Below are 16,227 nucleotides of genomic sequence, written 5' to 3' on the forward strand. Positions count from 1 at the left end.
TGCTTGGATGCAACAAGTAAAAACGACAGCTTTGTACTACGGAAAGACACCCGCTCGTGGTGACTTTCTGAAATCCAAAGGGCAATACGCATTAATCCAGGTACTTGATCAGTGGATTACAGAAGCACTTGAACATGCCATGCGCGTCCCTGAGTTTAAGCAGCGTTATGAGTCTTTGCCTTCTTTGGATTTTTTTATTGCCAATCCTGCCGAGTCGATGTTTTTGGCTGCCAATTTAATTGCCAGCCAAGACAGCTCTGGGCGCGCATTTCCGATGGTATTGAGTCAATTGCTTGAAGTTGAGCAGCCTTATCAAAATTTATTATTGGCGCCGTTTTACTACAAGTCAGTTTTGGTCGATTTATTTCAGCGCAATCGGGTATTACGTAGTATTCGTGATACCAATATTATGCTGGAAAAGCTGAATAACCTACCGAATGTGGTTCAGATTTTCACTGCCGAAGAATGTAATGGTTTTTATGAAAATCACACCATGCATTCCTTTGCCCAATTGATGAAAATCAATGTCTATGAACTGGCACAGAGCATGATCGGATTGGGACTTTTACTGCAACCAATCTTAAAAAATGGTACCAGTCGTTTGAATAAGGTGCTGATCCTACCGATCAATAACGCGATGTACTGCTATGAAATCGCAGCGTTTTGGGTCGGGATGATTGGACGCTTCTTAGGCATCAATAATACTGAAATCCTGATTGGCATCTTGCATCGTGAGGAGCCGATATTGTTCATTGGTTTTCAAGGCGCGGATATCATGGCGCTCAGCGATATTTTTACTCAAAACATGCAGAGCGAGCACTGGGTATCCTTAATCCAAGCACAATGGATTGATGCCTATCTGGAGCAGAATGCAGGCCTTGCTACACTCGAACAATCACTTTGTCAGCGTCAGTTGAGCCTTAACCAAGGTTTGAAGCTGTTCAGACAAACTTTTTTAGATGAATGAATATGAGAAATAATCCGAAATCTATCTGGGCAAGTTTACTGTTTGGCTTATGTGTTATAGGTCAAAGCCATCTAGTCCACGCTGCACCGATTGTGGTGGAGGGTGTAGTGCCCAATGAGGAGAGCAAGCAGGCAATCTTGGTCAAAATGCAGTCTGTTTATGGTGCAGATCAAGTCGTGGACAAAATTCAGGTGCGCCCAGTTTCAGCGCCGAGCGGCTGGAGTGATTCAGTGACCCGTGTCATCACTCCTGATCTAAAGAAGATTTCACAAGGGCAACTGAGAGTGAAAGGAACTCAGGTCGATTTAACCGGTAAAATGACCGACCCAAATCAGATTCAGCCGACCACCAGCAGTTTTCAGGCTTTGGTCCAACAACCGTATCGATTCAATGCACAACTTTCAGTGAATCAGGCCGAGCAAAAAATCATTGACGATGCTTTGAAGAACCGAATCATTGAATTTGAATCAGGTAGTGCCATTTTGACTGCGGCAGGACAACAGATTCTGGATGAAATGGCAGTGGCGTTAAATAAGGTGGGTGGCAAGAAAGTCAAAATTATTGGGCATACCGATAGCTCTGGTGATGCCAATAAGAATACGGTATTAAGTCAGCAACGTGCTGCAGCGGTACAAAGTTACTTAGTCAGTAAAAGTATTGCTGCAGATCGTTTAAATACCGAAGGTAAAGGTTCAAGTCAACCTGTTGCAGATAATGCGACTGCAGACGGTCGTAAGAAAAACCGCCGCATTGAATTTGAAGTACTTTAATCATTCATAAATCCAAATGTGAGGGATGTGATTATGGCAACACCGTATATTGTTGTTGGTTGCCCAACCACAGGTGGTGGGCAGGTCATCAGTGGAAATAGCAGCTTTCTCATAGAAGGTATTCCGATTGCTTGTGTTGGGGATAAGGCTACTTGTCCAAAACATAAAACTGTGGCGACGATAGTCGCTGGTGATCCGAATATGCAAGTGATGGGTAAAGCCGCCGCTAGAGTGAATGACCCATTATCTTGTGGCTGTAAATTATTGCCGAAACAGAACTTAGCCGTTAGAGGTTAAGGCATGGTTTAAGCTTCAAATCTCGTAAAAGCTTAAAAATCATTTGGCATATCTTTTGCTAAAACAGCAATAGGGTAGCGATCTAGGCTATCTTTAGAAATAGACAAAGGCGTCTATTCAGCATCATTTGGTTGGTGTTTGGATAGGCGTTTTTTTATTTTGGAAAGCAAAATATGGCTAATCGCTATATTTTTCGGTAAATAACGATTGAGTGAATGTTTGATTGATCGCTTATGTCGGAATTTATATGGAGATGCACTAAATTGGTGAAACACTGATTTTTTGCACCAAATGATGATCATGGTACATATGATTAGATCATTGAGGTTCTAAATACGCAGATGATGGATTAAGGATAACAACACTGGCGAATTGTTATTTTTAGTGTATCTTTATTAAGCGATATATTTTTAAAAACATATCGAAATTCGAGGACAAAACAATGCCAACAATGATGAAAAAAACCTATCTCTGTGCTGCCGCTTTCGGGGCGAGTTTATTGATGCAGACCCACGCAGTAGCCGCGGACGCAATTACAGTGTACGCAGCGGCAAGCTTAACCAATGTAGTGAATGAACTCGATGCAATCTATGAGCAAAAAAATAAAATTGAGGTCAAAACCTCTTATGCAGGGTCTTCAACCTTAGCCAAGCAAATTGAGGCGGGGGCGCCTGCTGATGTGTTTATGTCAGCCGATGTGCAATGGATGGACTATTTACAGAATAAACAGTTGGTTGCGCCAACTGATCGCATGAATTTACTGGGCAATCGACTGGTTGTCATTACGCCTAAAGAGCGTCCGATTAAATTAAAAATGGATAAAAGTTTTGATCCAACTCAAGTGATTCAAGGCAAGCTGTGTACTGGGGACACCAAGAGCGTACCCGTCGGGAAATATGCTAAACAGGCGTTGACCTCACTAGGGTGGTGGGACAAAGTTCAACCACGATTGGTTGAAACGGAAGATGTACGTGCTGCCTTAAACTTTGTAGCGCGTGGTGAGTGTCAGGTGGGGATTGTGTATGCGACGGATGCTGCCATCAGCAAAGATGTGGTTGTGGCGGGTATCTTTCCCGAAAATACGCATCCACCAATTATTTATCCCGTGGGTTTAACCAAGAAGAATGCGGAATCGGTCAAATTCTATAAATTTCTACAAAGCGGACAGGCAAAAACGATATTTAAAAAATATGGGTTTAGCGTGTTGCAGTAACTAAATGATGATCTTAAGCCCTGAAGAAATTGAAGTTCTCAAGCTGTCCTGCAAAGTGGCAGCAGCGTGTCTGGTGTTTAGCTTAATTCCTGCAACTTTAGTGGCTTGGGTATTGGCCCGCAAAGATTTTTGGGGAAAGTCACTATTTGAGACCTTGGTGTTCTTACCTTTGGTTTTGCCACCTGTCGTGCCCGGCTACTTATTGCTGCAATTGTTTGGTAGTCGGGGACTGTTGGGGCAATATCTTGCCCCGCTGGGTTTAGAGTTTGCTTTTAACTGGAAAGGCGCGGTATTGGCATCCGCGGTGATGGGCTTTCCTTTATTGGTACAATCGATTCGGTTGGCGATTGAACTGGTCGATCAACGCTTGGAGCTGGCAGCGAAAACCTTGGGTGCATCTTCCTTTGGGGCGTTTATGCAGGTGACATTACCGCTCGCCAGTAGTGGTATTTTGGTCGGTGCTATTTTATGTTTTTGCCGAAGTTTAGGTGAGTTTGGTGCAACGATTACCTTTGTTGGCAATATTGCTGGCGAAACCCGTACTTTACCGTTGGCAATGTATAGTTTGATGCAGCAACCCGATACCGAAGCCGCGGTATGGCGATTGATTATCCTGTCTTTATCGGTGGCATTCTTTGCCTTATGGTTTGCGCAGTGGTTCAATCGTTATCAGAGAAATAAGCGTGGATATTCAACATGATTGATTGTCATATACAGCTACAGCAAGGGCAATTTTGTCTGGATCAACGCTTTCAATCTGATCAGTCGGTGATTGGTTTATTTGGGGCTTCAGGTTCGGGGAAAACCTCCATATTACACAGCATTGCAGGCTTAATCCGACCTCAATCGGGCTGGATTAAAATTCAGCATCAGACTTGGTTCGATCAAGGTCAGAATATTCATCTCAGTACGCAACAGCGCCGTGTTGGTTTGGTCTTTCAGGATGCGCAATTGTTCCCACATAAAAATGTCAAACAGAATTTACTGTTTGGTTTTAAGCATATTACGCCACAACAACGTCAGTTCGAAGTGGACTATATTGTAGAGTTGCTGAAATTGGCGCATTTGCTGGAACGTATGCCGATTAAGCTCTCTGGGGGAGAAAAACAGCGAGTGGCTTTAGGACGAGCCTTACTGTACTCGCCACAATTGCTGCTTTTAGATGAGCCACTGTCTGCACTGGATACCGCGCATAAAGCCGAGATCATTCCATTTTTTCAACGCGTTAAACAGGAAATCAAGATCCCAATGTTGTATGTGAGTCATGATCATTCCGAGCTTGAACAATTGAGTGACACCATTTGGTATTTATAGATAGCGTTGTAATAAGGTGAAAAACTTTTCGACTTCTTCCTCATCGACATGATCAGCACCTTTTAATACATGTTCTTTTAGGTGTTGTTCGATCAATTGGTTCATTAAACCATTTACCGCACCTTTGACTGCTGCTACCTGCTGTAGAACTTCTATGCAAGAACTGTCAGGATTTGTGATTGATTTCTCGACTGCTGCGAACTGTCCTTGAATCCGCTTAAGACGATTTAAAATTTTCTTATCTTGATGGAGGTGAGACATACTTTTTTTCCTAAAAAAATATATACTAGGGGGAGTATATTGGAAGACTAAAATAAATGCAGCATAGTAACCTAGAACGACGTCATTCTCATCAGTTTGATCAAGGAAATCCCTTGGCTCAAAAAAGAATTTTAATTGCCACCATTCTGACCGCAGTGATGATGGTCTTGGAAATTCTGGGCGGCTGGTTTTTTAATTCAATGGCTTTACTTGCCGATGGTTGGCACATGAGTTCACATATGCTGGCCTTGGGACTGGCTTATTTTGCCTATCGTATGGCGCGACATTATGCACAGGATCAACGCTTTAGCTTCGGTACATGGAAAATTGAAATCTTGGCAGGGTATAGCAGTGCGATTTTACTGATGGTGGTGGCACTGTTGATGGGGATTCAGTCACTTGAGCGTTTATTTAATCCTGTCACCATTCATTTTAATGAAGCAATTCCCATTGCGATTGTGGGGCTGATCGTCAATCTAATGTGTGCATGGTTACTACATGATGGGGGACATGAGCATCATCACCATCATTCACATCATCACTCTCATGGTGACGCAGATCATCACGGCCATGATCATCATCATGATTTGAATCAAAAAGCAGCTTTTTTACATGTGGTTGCTGATGCTGTCACTTCGGTGCTCGCGATTATTGCCTTATTTGCGGCCAAATATTTTGGCTGGAATTTCTTAGATGCTTTGCTTGGGATCGTCGGCGCATTACTGGTTGCAAAATGGTCTTGGGGGCTGATGCAGGAAACAGGAAAAACTCTATTGGATGCTGAAATGGGGCATCCTGTGGTTGAAGAAATACGTGAGGTGATTGCCCAGTTTGCACAGGTTGAAATTACTGATCTACATGTATGGAAGGTCGGGAAAGGCAAGTTCTCTTGTATTTTAGGATTGGAAACCACCATGACTGATCTCAATCCTGATCAGGTTAAAGCGGAATTGACGATTCATGAGGAAATTGTGCATGCCTCAGTCGAAATTCATCATATTTAAGCTAGAACTTCATCGAGTAGCGTTTTGAGCTACTCGATATATTTAATTATGCACCAATATATAAAATGAGACCGCAAAAGGCCGATGCAAAAATTACATATAACACATTGAGCTGAAATTTGAATAAAGCAATCAATGCTGCAATGGTAATAAAGGCCGCTTCATAATTAAAAGCATGATCAAAACCATTTGGCCAGAGCACATGATAGCTAAAGAATAAGGCCAGATTTAAAATTACCCCGACCACAGCAGCGGTAATCGCAGTAAGTGGTGCGGTAAATTTCAGTTCATTATGTGTAGATTCGATAATTGGTGCACCTGCCAGAATAAACACAAAGGAAAATAAGAAGGTAAACCAAGTCACGATCACCGCACCCATTGCGCCTGCTAAAAATAGCTGATCAGCACCCAATACAGCATGGTTATAAGCACCCAAAAAACCAACAAATGCCACCACCATAATCAATGGACCAGGAGTACTTTCACCGAGTGCCAGACCATCAATCATTTGGGTTGGACTTAGCCATGCATAATGATTGACTGCACCTTGGTACACGTAGGGCAGAACTGCATAAGCACCGCCGAAGGTCAGTAAGGCTGCTTTGCTAAAGAACCACGCCATTTGAGTATAAGCATGTTGCCATCCTAATCCTAGAGTCAAAAGCAGCATCGGCACAAACCATAGGAACGCAGCAATGATCAGGATTTTGGCGAGGTTGCTCCAGCGGAAAATGGCATGGGCCGGCGTCGGTGTATCATCATCAATCAGGGCGGTCCCATAACTTTTGTGGTTATTTTGATGGGAAGCCTGAGCCGTAAATAAATCGGGCTTTTGCTTACTCAGTACATAGCCTGATATTGCAGCTGCTAACACGATCAGGGGGAAAAGGACATTAAACATGAAGATGGCAATAAATGCGGCAGCAGCAATACCCCATAAAAATGGATTCTTTAATGAGCGACTGCCAATACGATAAGTCGCATGAAAGACAATTGCCGTGACCGCAGGTTTAATCCCATAAAACAAGCCTGCAATGATGGGGACATCACCAAACTGCACATAAATCCATGACAGGGTAATCAGGATAAATAACGAGGGGAGAACAAACAGAATGCCTGCTACAAGCCCACCCGTAGTTCGATGCATGAGCCAACCAATATATGTGGCGAGCTGTTGTGCCTCAGGACCAGGGAGTAACATGCAGTAATTCAGCGCATGTAAGAATCTTTTTTCAGAGATCCAACGTTTATTTTCAACTAGTTCTTGATGCATTACTGCAATTTGTCCAGCGGGTCCGCCAAAGCTAATAAATCCTAATTTCAGCCAGAATAAAAAAGCCTGCCAGAAAGGGACAACGGGTATTGGCTGATCGAGTACATGGTTTTGTTTTTGTTGCATGATTATTCTCGAGAAAAATTGGTATATAGGCCATCAAAAACATAATTGGAAAGTTCAAGTAACTGATCATCATCCGTAATTTTAGCTCTTAAACCTTGAATGACTTTTTCAATCCCGATTGCTTCAGGTGGCTCCACACCACCGACATCGAGAAAATGCACAATTTCCGCAATATGCTTTAAAGCAGATTGTTGATAAAGGTCAAAGCTGTGTAATAAGGTTTCAAACGTGACCCAATGATCAAGATGGCTAAAGCTCGCACCATCAAAATCAAAACCCAAGGCTGTAGCAGGACAATCGTTGGGTGTGTCTAACCAAATGAAGGTTGCATCAGGATCAATAAAATTTTGGATCAGCCAGGCGGAAGCTAAACGATCAATCCATGGGCGTTTTCTTGTGGCCCAAATTCTATTCTGAAAGTCCTGTTTGCGTAGTACTTGAATGTCACTGTGTAGAGCATGGGGTTCATCGGTTTCGCCAAAACGTAAAATGCTCTGTTCAACCGCATTCAGTTCCCGAATAGTTTGCTGCTTTGCCTCGGTTGGGAAATAGTCAATTTCAATTAATGCATCAAGCTGTTTACGTAATTTACGAATCTGTTTAAGAAGCTCTTTTTTATTGGTCTGATTTAACTCCTGTCGAAGTTGTGTGAGTTGTTGATAGAGCGCATCGTATTCTTCTTTTCGGTTAAATAGCTGTATCAGATCCAGATTTTCTGCGGCAATGGTCTGAAATAGATAGGCACTGCCATTTTCTGTAATTAAATCCTCAGCAATCGCATCAAACTTTTCTGAATGTTGCTTAGGTAAAGCATAAACACCATCGCGTAGTGTTGCAGCACCACTGGCTTTCAGTGCTCTCCAAACTCGCATACGCGTTGTCGTGTTCTGGGTTGGCAGGGATGAAATGAGTAAGGTTATTTTCATGTAATATACTCAACTTATTTGTTAAATATATTACACATAAATTTTATTTTATAAATCTAAAAATTTCATATCGTTTGAGGGTTTATACATAAGTCATTTGAATGTTTCATGACGAATTCAACGTTTTTAAAAAAGCCCAAGGGAAAATCCCTTTGTCATGTCCATCATCAAAACAGATCTGAATCCCATAACCTTGTGAGTAGATGGCAGAGATGGCAACATGATCTGGATATTGAACATCTTGTTGCCGTAGACGCTTTGCTCGACAAAACCCACAAGGGCAGCTGGCTCTCAGCTGAGCATGGCTAAACTCCTTTTCTGTACCATCCTCCCATGAAAGAAAGAGGCGTTGCTGTTCGATATCGACGTTCAGTTGGTGAGGTTCAAGTGACATATTGTCTCTCCTGAATCAGTGCCAGTCCAATACGAATCGATTTACGTACTTCTGGATCTGGGTCTTCGGCATGTTGTAATAAAATATGCTGAGCTGATTCACCGCCAATTTCACCTAAGGCAATCGCGACTTCTTTGCGTAGGTTGCTGATGTCATGCTGGAAATTTTCTTGGAGTTTGGCAATTGCAGCTTTTGATCTAAGGCGTCCTAAGCTGCGTGTAACAGCAATCCGAACTTGCCAATAAGTATCATCCAGTTGCTGTAAAAGCGGTTGTTCTAATTCAAGGACTTTTAATTTTCCAATGGTCAAGGCAGCTTCGACCCGTAGTTGCCATGCCTCAGCAGTGAGAGAACTGTGTAAGGCCGATAAAATTTCGGCTGTTGACGTGTGAGTTGCCGCCAAGCCACCTGTGGCGATACGACGGATTTCGTTATCAACATCATGCTGTGCGATCTGTGCCAGCGTTACTAAGCCTTCCTGTTTCTGCAACCAGCTCAGGGTGCTCACAGCTTCTTTACGTACTAAGGGATTGCCATGCTGAACATGTTCGAGGATGGCTTCAAATAACGGTTCAGCCCGTAGCTCCTTAATTGCTCTCAAAATTGCAGCAAGGACAAAGTCATCATGATGCTGCAAATATGTCGCCAGATGATGGGCAGATTCAGCATGTTTAATTTCACTTAAGCTTTGTGCTGCTGCAACACGCACATTTTCATGTGGATCACTCAAAGCTTGAGCCAAAGTATGTAAAGATGTCGCATCCTCCCATCCTTCTAAACGAATAGCAGCTCGCTCACGTACTTTGCTTGCTGGGTCATGTAACACTGCGTGCTGTAACCAAGCCAATAATTCTGTTTGTTCCTCATCGGCAATATTCATAATTGCGACAAAGCGGATATTTTCATCATCCTGATTAAGCTGAAACAGATAATCAGCATAATCCTCATCAATATCCGTCAGGACTGGGTAGTTTAGATTCATAGTTTATTGTTCCTAAACGGCGACTTTCTGATTTAAGCCGAGGGGGTTTAACCGACTCAGTTCAGCTTGAGTAGCGTGTTTTAATACCTGAATGCAATGTTTCTTGATTTGGGTAAATTCAGTCGAGGTCACCAGATCAACATGTCTTGGACGGGGGAAATCCAGTTTGATTTCTTCAATAATACGTCCCGGACGATGGCTCATGATCAAGACCCGATCTGCCAGAAATAAAGCTTCATCAATATCATGGGTAATGAACAGCACTGAGGTTTGAACGCTTTGCCAAATTTCAAGCAGCAGTTCCTGCATCTTTAAGCGGGTTTGCGCATCCAGTGCACCAAAGGGTTCATCCATTAGCAATACACGCGGTTGATTAATCAGCACCCGTGCAATTTCAACCCGTTGTTGCATACCACCTGATAATTCAGCGGGATATTTATGTTCAAAGCTTTTTAAGCCGACCAGTTCAATCATTTGTTGGGCTTGTTCTCGTCTTTGGGCTTTAGAGATGCCTTTCATTTTTAAGCCAAAGCACACGTTCTCTAGCACACTTTTCCATGGAAATAGGGTGTGTTGCTGAAATACCAAACCACGATCAGAAGAAGGTTTTTCAATGGCTTTTTGGTCCAGCAACATGGTGCCTGAACTAATCGGCAAATGGCCTGCCAGTGCACCGAGTAAAGTTGATTTACCGCAACCCGATGGCCCAAGCAAACACACAAACTCACCCGCCTGAAGATCAAAAGAGACATGATCCAAGGCTTGAAAGCGTTGTTTGTCTTGCCCAAGGTGTAGGTTGATATTGTGTAAATGGATATGACCGTATTGATTCATGTTATGCCTTCCTTAACTGGTACCATGGGGTAAGTTTTTTGCCGAGATAACGCAGAAAAGCACTGCTGAACATACCTAATGCACCGATTAACAGCATGCCAACAATGATGTCTGCATAATTTTGCAAGGTGAAGGATTCCCAAGTGAAATAGCCGATACCGAGCTGACCAGAGATCATTTCAGCCGTAACCAGACAGAACCAGCAAGTGCCCATGCCAATGGCTAAACCCGTGGTGATACTGGGTAATGAACCTGGAATAATCACTTCGTACAAAATGGCAAACTGACCCGCACCTAGACTTTTTGCGGATGCAATGAGGCGTTGATCAACCGCCTCAACCCCGTGAATGGTATTGAGTAAGATTGGAAATAGTGCACCTAAAAAGGTAATAAAAATCATTGAGGCTTCTGAGGAAGGAAACATCAGAATCGCCAAGGGAATCCATGCCACGGCTGGAATCGGACGCAAGATTTCTAGCGGTGGCATCAATAGGGCTGCCAAGGTTTTGGAATAACCAATCAATAATCCGAAAAGGACACCGACCACTGCGGCGAGTAAGAAGCCAATCAACACTCGAGTGATACTGGCTTTGACATGGGCAAGGGCAGTATCCAGTTCGCCAAAAGCAAGCAGCGACTGAATAACATCTCGTGGCGAAGGCACATTGGCAAAGTTGATCAGTCCCAAATTTAAATGGTACTGCGAGGCCAGTTGCCAAAACACAAGACTGAATACCAGTGACACGGCACTCAAGCTGTATGAAATCACTCGGCTTTTTGAGAATATCAGCACAGGGCGGATTGCCTTAGACTGAATTGGTTGGGTATCCGCTAAACTATTCATATTTATTTCTCCTGAATCTCAAAATTCCCCCTAAATCCCCCTTTAAAAGGGGGACTTTTCACGAGTCTAAAGACTGACTAAGATTCGTGAGGCTCCTCCCTTGCTAAAGGGAGGTTGGGAGGGATTTGATCACTTCACCAGCTTTTGGGCATTATTAAAGTCATAGACTTTACCGCCATGTGTTTTGGCCCAATTGTTGGCATCTCCACGCAGTAAGAAGGCACTGATCTGACCGTTTTTATCGGTGGCATACCATGCCAGATTGGCCAGTAATTTGATTTTTAAATTACGGTCTTGGTTGTAGATCACACGGATATTTTTACCGCTCTCGCATGGCATGCAATACCAACATTCATCAAACTGCATATAGGCTTTTTTACTTTCTGGATGAATCGCCAATAAATCCATTGGGCAAACATCAACACAGACGGTACAGCCTTTGTCCGCAATACATTTATCTTCATCCACCAACACAGGTGCGGCAGTGCGGTGGGCAATTTCTTTAAAAATAAAAGCCATGTGATGTTCCTTATTCGACTGTTTCAGCGACTAATTTTTTTTGAATACGCAATAGGTTGTAAGCGTTGGCTTCATCTTCCTCAATTGGGATGAAATAAGGCTCAACTGCTTTTTTAAAACTGACCATATTGCCGTGCTGATCTTTTTTCAGATGGGTATGACAGAACCAGTCCCGATCATTTTTTTCAGGGCAATCTGCACGGTAGTGATAGAGTCCCCAACGGCTTTCTTCACGGAAGAGCGAAGCACGCGCGGCCATTTCAGCACAGTCACGAATCACCGCGACTTCTGCAACACGCATCAATTCATGTGGATGGCTGGCATTGATCTGCTCAATATCGCTTTTGATTTCTTCAAAGCGTTTCAGCGCAATCTCAATTTTTTGTCGAGTTTTGGGTGGCTGTAAGTAGTCATTGACCATACGACGCAACTTGTATTCCACTTGTTCTGATGACAAGCCTTCTGGACGGTGTAAAGGTGCAAAAATACGGGCTTTTTCAGCTTCAATTTGCTCAGCATTCAGTTCTGAATCGGCTTGTTCTACGACATATTCAGCGGCATTGACCCCAGCAAACCAGCCATAGGTAAAGGCACCCAGCATGTAGTTATGTGGAACGGCTGCCATATCGCCCGCGCTATACAGGCCTTTGACGGAGGTTTCGGCTTTTTCATTGACCCACACCCCAGACGCACTGTGACCACTACAGAATCCAATTTCTGAAATCTGCATTTCCACCATATCTTGTCGGTAATCGGTACCACGACCTTCATGGAAACGGCCACGACTTGGGCGTTCATTGGTATGCAGAATTTCTTCAATGGTTTGAATGGTTTCTTCCGCCAAATGATCCATTTTCAGGAACACTGGGCCATTGCCACTTTGCAGTTCCTGATAAAATTCCCACATCATTTGGCCCGACCAGTAGTCACATTCAATAAAACGTTCGCCTTTGCTGTTGGCGGTATAACCACCCAATGGACCGGTCACATAGGCACAGGCAGGGCCGTTATAATCTTTAATCAGCGGATTGATCTGGAAGCATTCCAAATTGGAGAGTTCAGCCCCTGCATGGTAAGCCATGGCATAACCATCGCCAGCATTGGTTGGATTCTCATAGGTGCCCATCAAATAGCCAGATGCAGGTAGACCCAAACGTCCAGCAGCCCCACAACATAAAATCGCAGCCTTGGTCTTGATCACATAGAAATCACCATTGCGACAGTCAAAGCCGAGGACACCGTTGATGGCTCCCTCGGCATTTTTCAGTAGGCGAGTAGTGACAATGCGGTTATTGATTTTGACCTGAGCACGTTTCAGTTGGCGATACAGGACTTTTTTAATGTCATGGCCTTCAGGCATCGGCAGTACATAAGCACCCATGTGATGGACCTTTTTGACCGCATATTCACCTGTTTCATCTTTTTCAAATTTCACCCCCCATTGATCCAGTTGCTGAATGGTGGTGAAACTGTGTTTGGCATAGGCATAGACGGTGGCTTGATTGACAATGCCATCATTGGCAATGGTAATTTCTTTGGTGTATTGCTCAGGCGTGGCATAGCCCGGAATAACAGCATTATTCAGGCCATCCATGCCCATTGAAATTGCACCGCTGCGTTTCACATTGGCTTTTTCAATCAATAAAACTTTCAGGTTGGGGTTGGCTGTTTTGGCTTTGATGGCTGCCATTGGGCCAGCCGTCCCCCCACCGATGACGACAATGTCATAGTCCAGTGTAATCGTATTCATGTTGTGCCTTTTTGAGTGCGTTTTAATTCACAAGGTTGGTGACGTTAGGTATTTCTTTTTCGATCTACTCTTAAACGGTATTGGAAGGTCTCTCCTGAGAAGTAGAGATATTCGAAGTCAATTGGGTGTCCAGCATGATCGTGAGTCAATCGCTCCACTCTTAACAGCGGTGCATTGATATCGACTTGCAGCAGTTCACTGAGTTCTTCATCAGCAAGGGTGGCGTCAATGTTTAAATCTGCATGTCCCAAGGCAATTGATAAATCTTCTTCAATCGCTAAAAACACATCGCGCGTGGAGAGGTTGATCTCTTGCAAAGCTAAACCAATCGATTCGGGTAAATAAGTCAGTTCAAATGAAACCGGTTTACGGTTAAGTAAGCGAATGCGCTTAATTTCCACCACATTGCTATTCACTGAAAGTTTTAATTTCGATGCAATTTGCGGTGTGGCAGGAATAAAGCGAAATTCTTTGACCACGTTAAACACCTCATGTCCCATATTGGTCATGGCTTCTGCAAAGCCTTGCAATTGGGAAATGTTTTGGAAGGTTTTCGGTGCGCTGACGAAAGTACCTTTGCCTTGAATCTTGTAAACCAGGTGTTCGAGCTGAAGTTGATTGAGTGCCTGACGAATGGTGATACGACTGACATTAAATAATTCACTCAGTTCTTTTTCAGATGGCAACTGCTGATGAATCTGATAACTACCCTCGACGATCTGCTGAAGCAGGGCCTGATAGACTTGATCATACAATGGGCGTTCGCCACTTACTTTATTCACAATCGGTTGGTTCATTGCACTTAAACTTGTTATAACAACTTGGTTGTTAGATTAGCGATTATGCAAAATGAAGAAAAATAACTTATGCAGCAAAAAATATCTGTTTTTGTGAATTACCTATCATGCAGGATGAAAATAAAGATGCTTTTTATTGTTTTGCGAATGGATAAGTTCCATTGATATATATTTTTAAATCAATATCTTAAGATTTATTGATTTTCATTTGGTTTGCTATTGTCTCTAGATTTATAAATGAAAGTGATCGTTTTAGCTTGGCGTATTTTGCGGAAATAAGACTGGTTCTGCGGCTAATTTTTCCGCTAGATATTGAATGAAGACACTCAATTTAGGTGGCACATGACGGGTAGGTGGATACAGCAACCATGCGCCACCACTGTAATGGGTTTTAAAATGCCAATCAGGTAAGACCTGCACCAAAGAACCTTGTTCTAAGGCATGGCGTGCTACGAAGTAAGGCAAACTGGCTATGCCTAAGTGTTGTAAAGCGGCACTGAGGCGTACGCCAGTATGATTGGCTGCATAACGACCACGGACTAGCACCGTAATCGATTTCTGTTCTTGCTGGAACTTCCATTTCGAGTCATTCGGTTGTTCACCCAAATAAATACATTGGTGCTGCTTTAAATCATGTGGATGTTGCGGTATGCCATGTTGCTGTAAATATTCGGGTGTGGCACAGATTAAATGATCAATATCAATCAGTTTCCGTCCCATCAAGCCACCTGGTGGTTGTTCGGTAATACGAATGGCCAGATCGACACCATCATCAATCAAGTCAATATAGCGGTCTTCCAATAGCAGTTGAATATCAATTTGAGGATATAGTGCCAGGAATTCGGGCAAATGTGGATGTAGCATAAAATGCCCAACGGCTTTAGGCACACTGATCCGAATCACGCCTTGTGGTTCAATATGAAACTGTCCCGAGCTTTCCATTACCGCTTGTGCCGCATTGACCATGTCGACACAGCGTTCATAGACCTGCTGACCACTTTCACTTAAGCGCAGTTTACGTGTGGTGCGATGCAATAAGCGTGTACCTAAGGCCCGTTCTAAACGGGCAATGGCGCGGCTCACAGCAGATGGGGTTGAGCCGAGCTGACGTGCCGTTTCAGAAAAGCTTTCCGTTTCGACAACTTTGACAAAGGTTGCCATTTCATTTAACAGAACCAGACTTTGATTTGTGCTCATGAAGCAAAAGTTATTTGGATTTTGATTGGATTATCGCGCTTTAAAAATCGCAATACAATCTTTTTCCTGTAGTCATGATGGAGATAAATCAAATGTGGCAGTTGTATGGACATGAGTTTCTGGCCTTGGCATTGATCCATTTTATGGCAGTCGTTTTACCAGGTCCTGATTTTATTATTACAGTACGGCAGAGTGTGCGATATGGTTATTTAATTGGCTGTATCACTGCAATCGGCATTGGTGTCGGCATTTCGGTACATGTGTTTTATACCTTGGTGGGTGTTGGCGTGCTAATCCAGCAAAGTGTCTGGTTAATGTCGTTATTACGTGTTGCAGGCGCGGCTTATTTGATTTATTTGGGCTGGCAATGTTTACGTAGTCAACCGAATGCCAATCTGGATATTCTGGCGGGGGAAGCGCTGGGCAAACCGAGCTTAATTCAAGCCTTTAATATGGGCTTTTTGACCAATGCACTGAACCCCAAAGCGACCGTTTTCTTTTTGGCGATTTTTACTACCATTGTGAATCCCGCAACGCCGTTAAAGGTTCAAATTGGTTATGGCGTCTGGATGTGTCTAGTCAATGCCGTATGGTTTATTTTGGTCAGCATTATGTTTGCTCAGCCTGTTGTACGGAAACGCTTTTTAGAGTTTGGCGTGTATTTTGAACGGGTAATGGGGATTATTCTCAGTGTAGTTGCAATACGATTGATTTGGAGTGTTGCCTTTGCCTGAACATAAAAAAGACTGCGCTGAGGCA

At 43.3% G+C, this 16,227-nt stretch carries 18 protein-coding genes and 2 pseudogenes; 8 read left to right on the forward strand and 12 right to left on the reverse strand.

The annotated features are described in order from the left end of the window. Positions 1-7: 7 nt before the first annotated feature. The 6 genes from tagF (at position 8) to B2727_RS16910 (ending at position 4,561) form a co-directional block, all read left to right on the forward strand. Entirely contained in the window at positions 8-967 is a 960-nt protein-coding gene (gene tagF, locus B2727_RS16885) for a type VI secretion system-associated protein TagF (protein WP_033133142.1), read from the forward strand. Next, positions 964-1,737: an OmpA family protein gene (locus tag B2727_RS16890; protein WP_081406941.1), complete on the forward strand. Its 774-nt coding sequence runs from the start codon at positions 964-966 to the stop codon at positions 1,735-1,737. The genes tagF and B2727_RS16890 overlap by 4 nt, the downstream gene beginning before the upstream one ends. A gap of 33 nt (positions 1,738-1,770) precedes the next feature. Continuing rightward, on the forward strand, positions 1,771-2,034 hold the full coding sequence (locus B2727_RS16895; RefSeq protein WP_004654745.1) for a PAAR domain-containing protein: 264 nt from the start codon (positions 1,771-1,773) through the stop codon (positions 2,032-2,034). Positions 2,035-2,476: 442 nt separating this feature from the next. Then, the gene (gene modA, locus B2727_RS16900; RefSeq protein WP_033133140.1) at positions 2,477-3,247 is read left to right on the forward strand and encodes a molybdate ABC transporter substrate-binding protein; all 771 of its coding nucleotides are present in this window, start codon (positions 2,477-2,479) and stop codon (positions 3,245-3,247) included. Between the two features lie 4 nt (positions 3,248-3,251). Then, positions 3,252-3,947: a molybdate ABC transporter permease subunit gene (modB, locus tag B2727_RS16905; protein WP_033133139.1), complete on the forward strand. Its 696-nt coding sequence runs from the start codon at positions 3,252-3,254 to the stop codon at positions 3,945-3,947. Next, complete coding sequence (locus B2727_RS16910) at positions 3,944-4,561, forward strand: ATP-binding cassette domain-containing protein (protein WP_033133138.1); 618 nt, start codon at positions 3,944-3,946, stop codon at positions 4,559-4,561. Before modB ends, B2727_RS16910 begins: the two co-directional genes overlap by 4 nt. On the opposite strand, the gene B2727_RS16915 is transcribed toward B2727_RS16910, so the two are convergent. After that, positions 4,556-4,822 carry a metal/formaldehyde-sensitive transcriptional repressor gene (locus B2727_RS16915; RefSeq protein WP_004805533.1) on the reverse strand — a complete coding sequence of 89 codons (267 nt, stop codon included), beginning with the start codon at positions 4,820-4,822 and terminating at the stop codon, positions 4,556-4,558. The two genes, B2727_RS16910 and B2727_RS16915, sit on opposite strands and share 6 nt — an antisense overlap. A gap of 56 nt (positions 4,823-4,878) precedes the next feature. On the opposite strand from B2727_RS16915, the gene dmeF reads away from it, so the two are divergent. Next, positions 4,879-5,826: a CDF family Co(II)/Ni(II) efflux transporter DmeF gene (gene dmeF / locus B2727_RS16920; protein WP_033133137.1), complete on the forward strand. Its 948-nt coding sequence runs from the start codon at positions 4,879-4,881 to the stop codon at positions 5,824-5,826. Between the two features lie 46 nt (positions 5,827-5,872). On the opposite strand, the gene chrA is transcribed toward dmeF, so the two are convergent. The 11 genes and pseudogenes from chrA to B2727_RS16975 form a co-directional block, all read right to left on the reverse strand. Then, entirely contained in the window at positions 5,873-7,225 is a 1,353-nt protein-coding gene (chrA, locus tag B2727_RS16925; protein ID WP_033133136.1) for a chromate efflux transporter, read from the reverse strand. Between the two features lie 2 nt (positions 7,226-7,227). Next, entirely contained in the window at positions 7,228-8,151 is a 924-nt protein-coding gene (locus B2727_RS16930) for a chromate resistance protein ChrB domain-containing protein (protein WP_033133135.1), read from the reverse strand. A gap of 106 nt (positions 8,152-8,257) precedes the next feature. Then, entirely contained in the window at positions 8,258-8,545 is a 288-nt protein-coding gene (locus tag B2727_RS16935; protein WP_033133134.1) for a DUF971 domain-containing protein, read from the reverse strand. Further along, positions 8,535-9,527, reverse strand: a complete 993-nt coding sequence (locus B2727_RS16940) for a HEAT repeat domain-containing protein (RefSeq protein ID WP_033133133.1) — start codon at positions 9,525-9,527, stop codon at positions 8,535-8,537. The genes B2727_RS16935 and B2727_RS16940 overlap by 11 nt, the downstream gene beginning before the upstream one ends. A gap of 12 nt (positions 9,528-9,539) precedes the next feature. Further along, positions 9,540-10,361: an ABC transporter ATP-binding protein gene (locus B2727_RS16945; RefSeq protein WP_033133132.1), complete on the reverse strand. Its 822-nt coding sequence runs from the start codon at positions 10,359-10,361 to the stop codon at positions 9,540-9,542. A gap of 1 nt (position 10,362) precedes the next feature. Then, positions 10,363-11,205 carry an ABC transporter permease gene (locus B2727_RS16950; protein ID WP_033133131.1) on the reverse strand — a complete coding sequence of 281 codons (843 nt, stop codon included), beginning with the start codon at positions 11,203-11,205 and terminating at the stop codon, positions 10,363-10,365. 129 nt (positions 11,206-11,334) lie between these two features. Then, positions 11,335-11,535, reverse strand: a pseudogene (locus tag B2727_RS16955) (nitrate ABC transporter substrate-binding protein); the annotation flags it as partial. Further along, positions 11,533-11,724, reverse strand: a pseudogene (locus B2727_RS16960) (4Fe-4S dicluster domain-containing protein); the annotation flags it as partial. The pseudogenes B2727_RS16960 and B2727_RS16955, both read right to left, overlap by 3 nt. 10 nt (positions 11,725-11,734) lie before the next feature. Further along, the gene (locus B2727_RS16965; protein WP_033133130.1) at positions 11,735-13,474 is read right to left on the reverse strand and encodes a fumarate reductase/succinate dehydrogenase flavoprotein subunit; all 1,740 of its coding nucleotides are present in this window, start codon (positions 13,472-13,474) and stop codon (positions 11,735-11,737) included. 44 nt (positions 13,475-13,518) lie between these two features. Then, on the reverse strand, positions 13,519-14,271 hold the full coding sequence (locus tag B2727_RS16970) for a GntR family transcriptional regulator (RefSeq protein WP_033133129.1): 753 nt from the start codon (positions 14,269-14,271) through the stop codon (positions 13,519-13,521). Between the two features lie 252 nt (positions 14,272-14,523). After that, positions 14,524-15,468, reverse strand: a complete 945-nt coding sequence (locus B2727_RS16975) for a LysR family transcriptional regulator (protein ID WP_033133128.1) — start codon at positions 15,466-15,468, stop codon at positions 14,524-14,526. Positions 15,469-15,560: 92 nt separating this feature from the next. Between B2727_RS16975 and B2727_RS16980 the strand changes: the two genes are divergently transcribed. Beyond that, positions 15,561-16,202 (forward strand): LysE family translocator, encoded by a 642-nt coding sequence (locus B2727_RS16980; RefSeq protein ID WP_033133127.1) that lies wholly within the window; start codon positions 15,561-15,563, stop codon positions 16,200-16,202. Positions 16,203-16,227 lie beyond the last annotated feature (25 nt).

It is taken from the genome of Acinetobacter sp. UBA991, assembly GCF_002292065.1.
Taxonomy (GTDB): domain Bacteria; phylum Pseudomonadota; class Gammaproteobacteria; order Pseudomonadales; family Moraxellaceae; genus Acinetobacter; species Acinetobacter higginsii.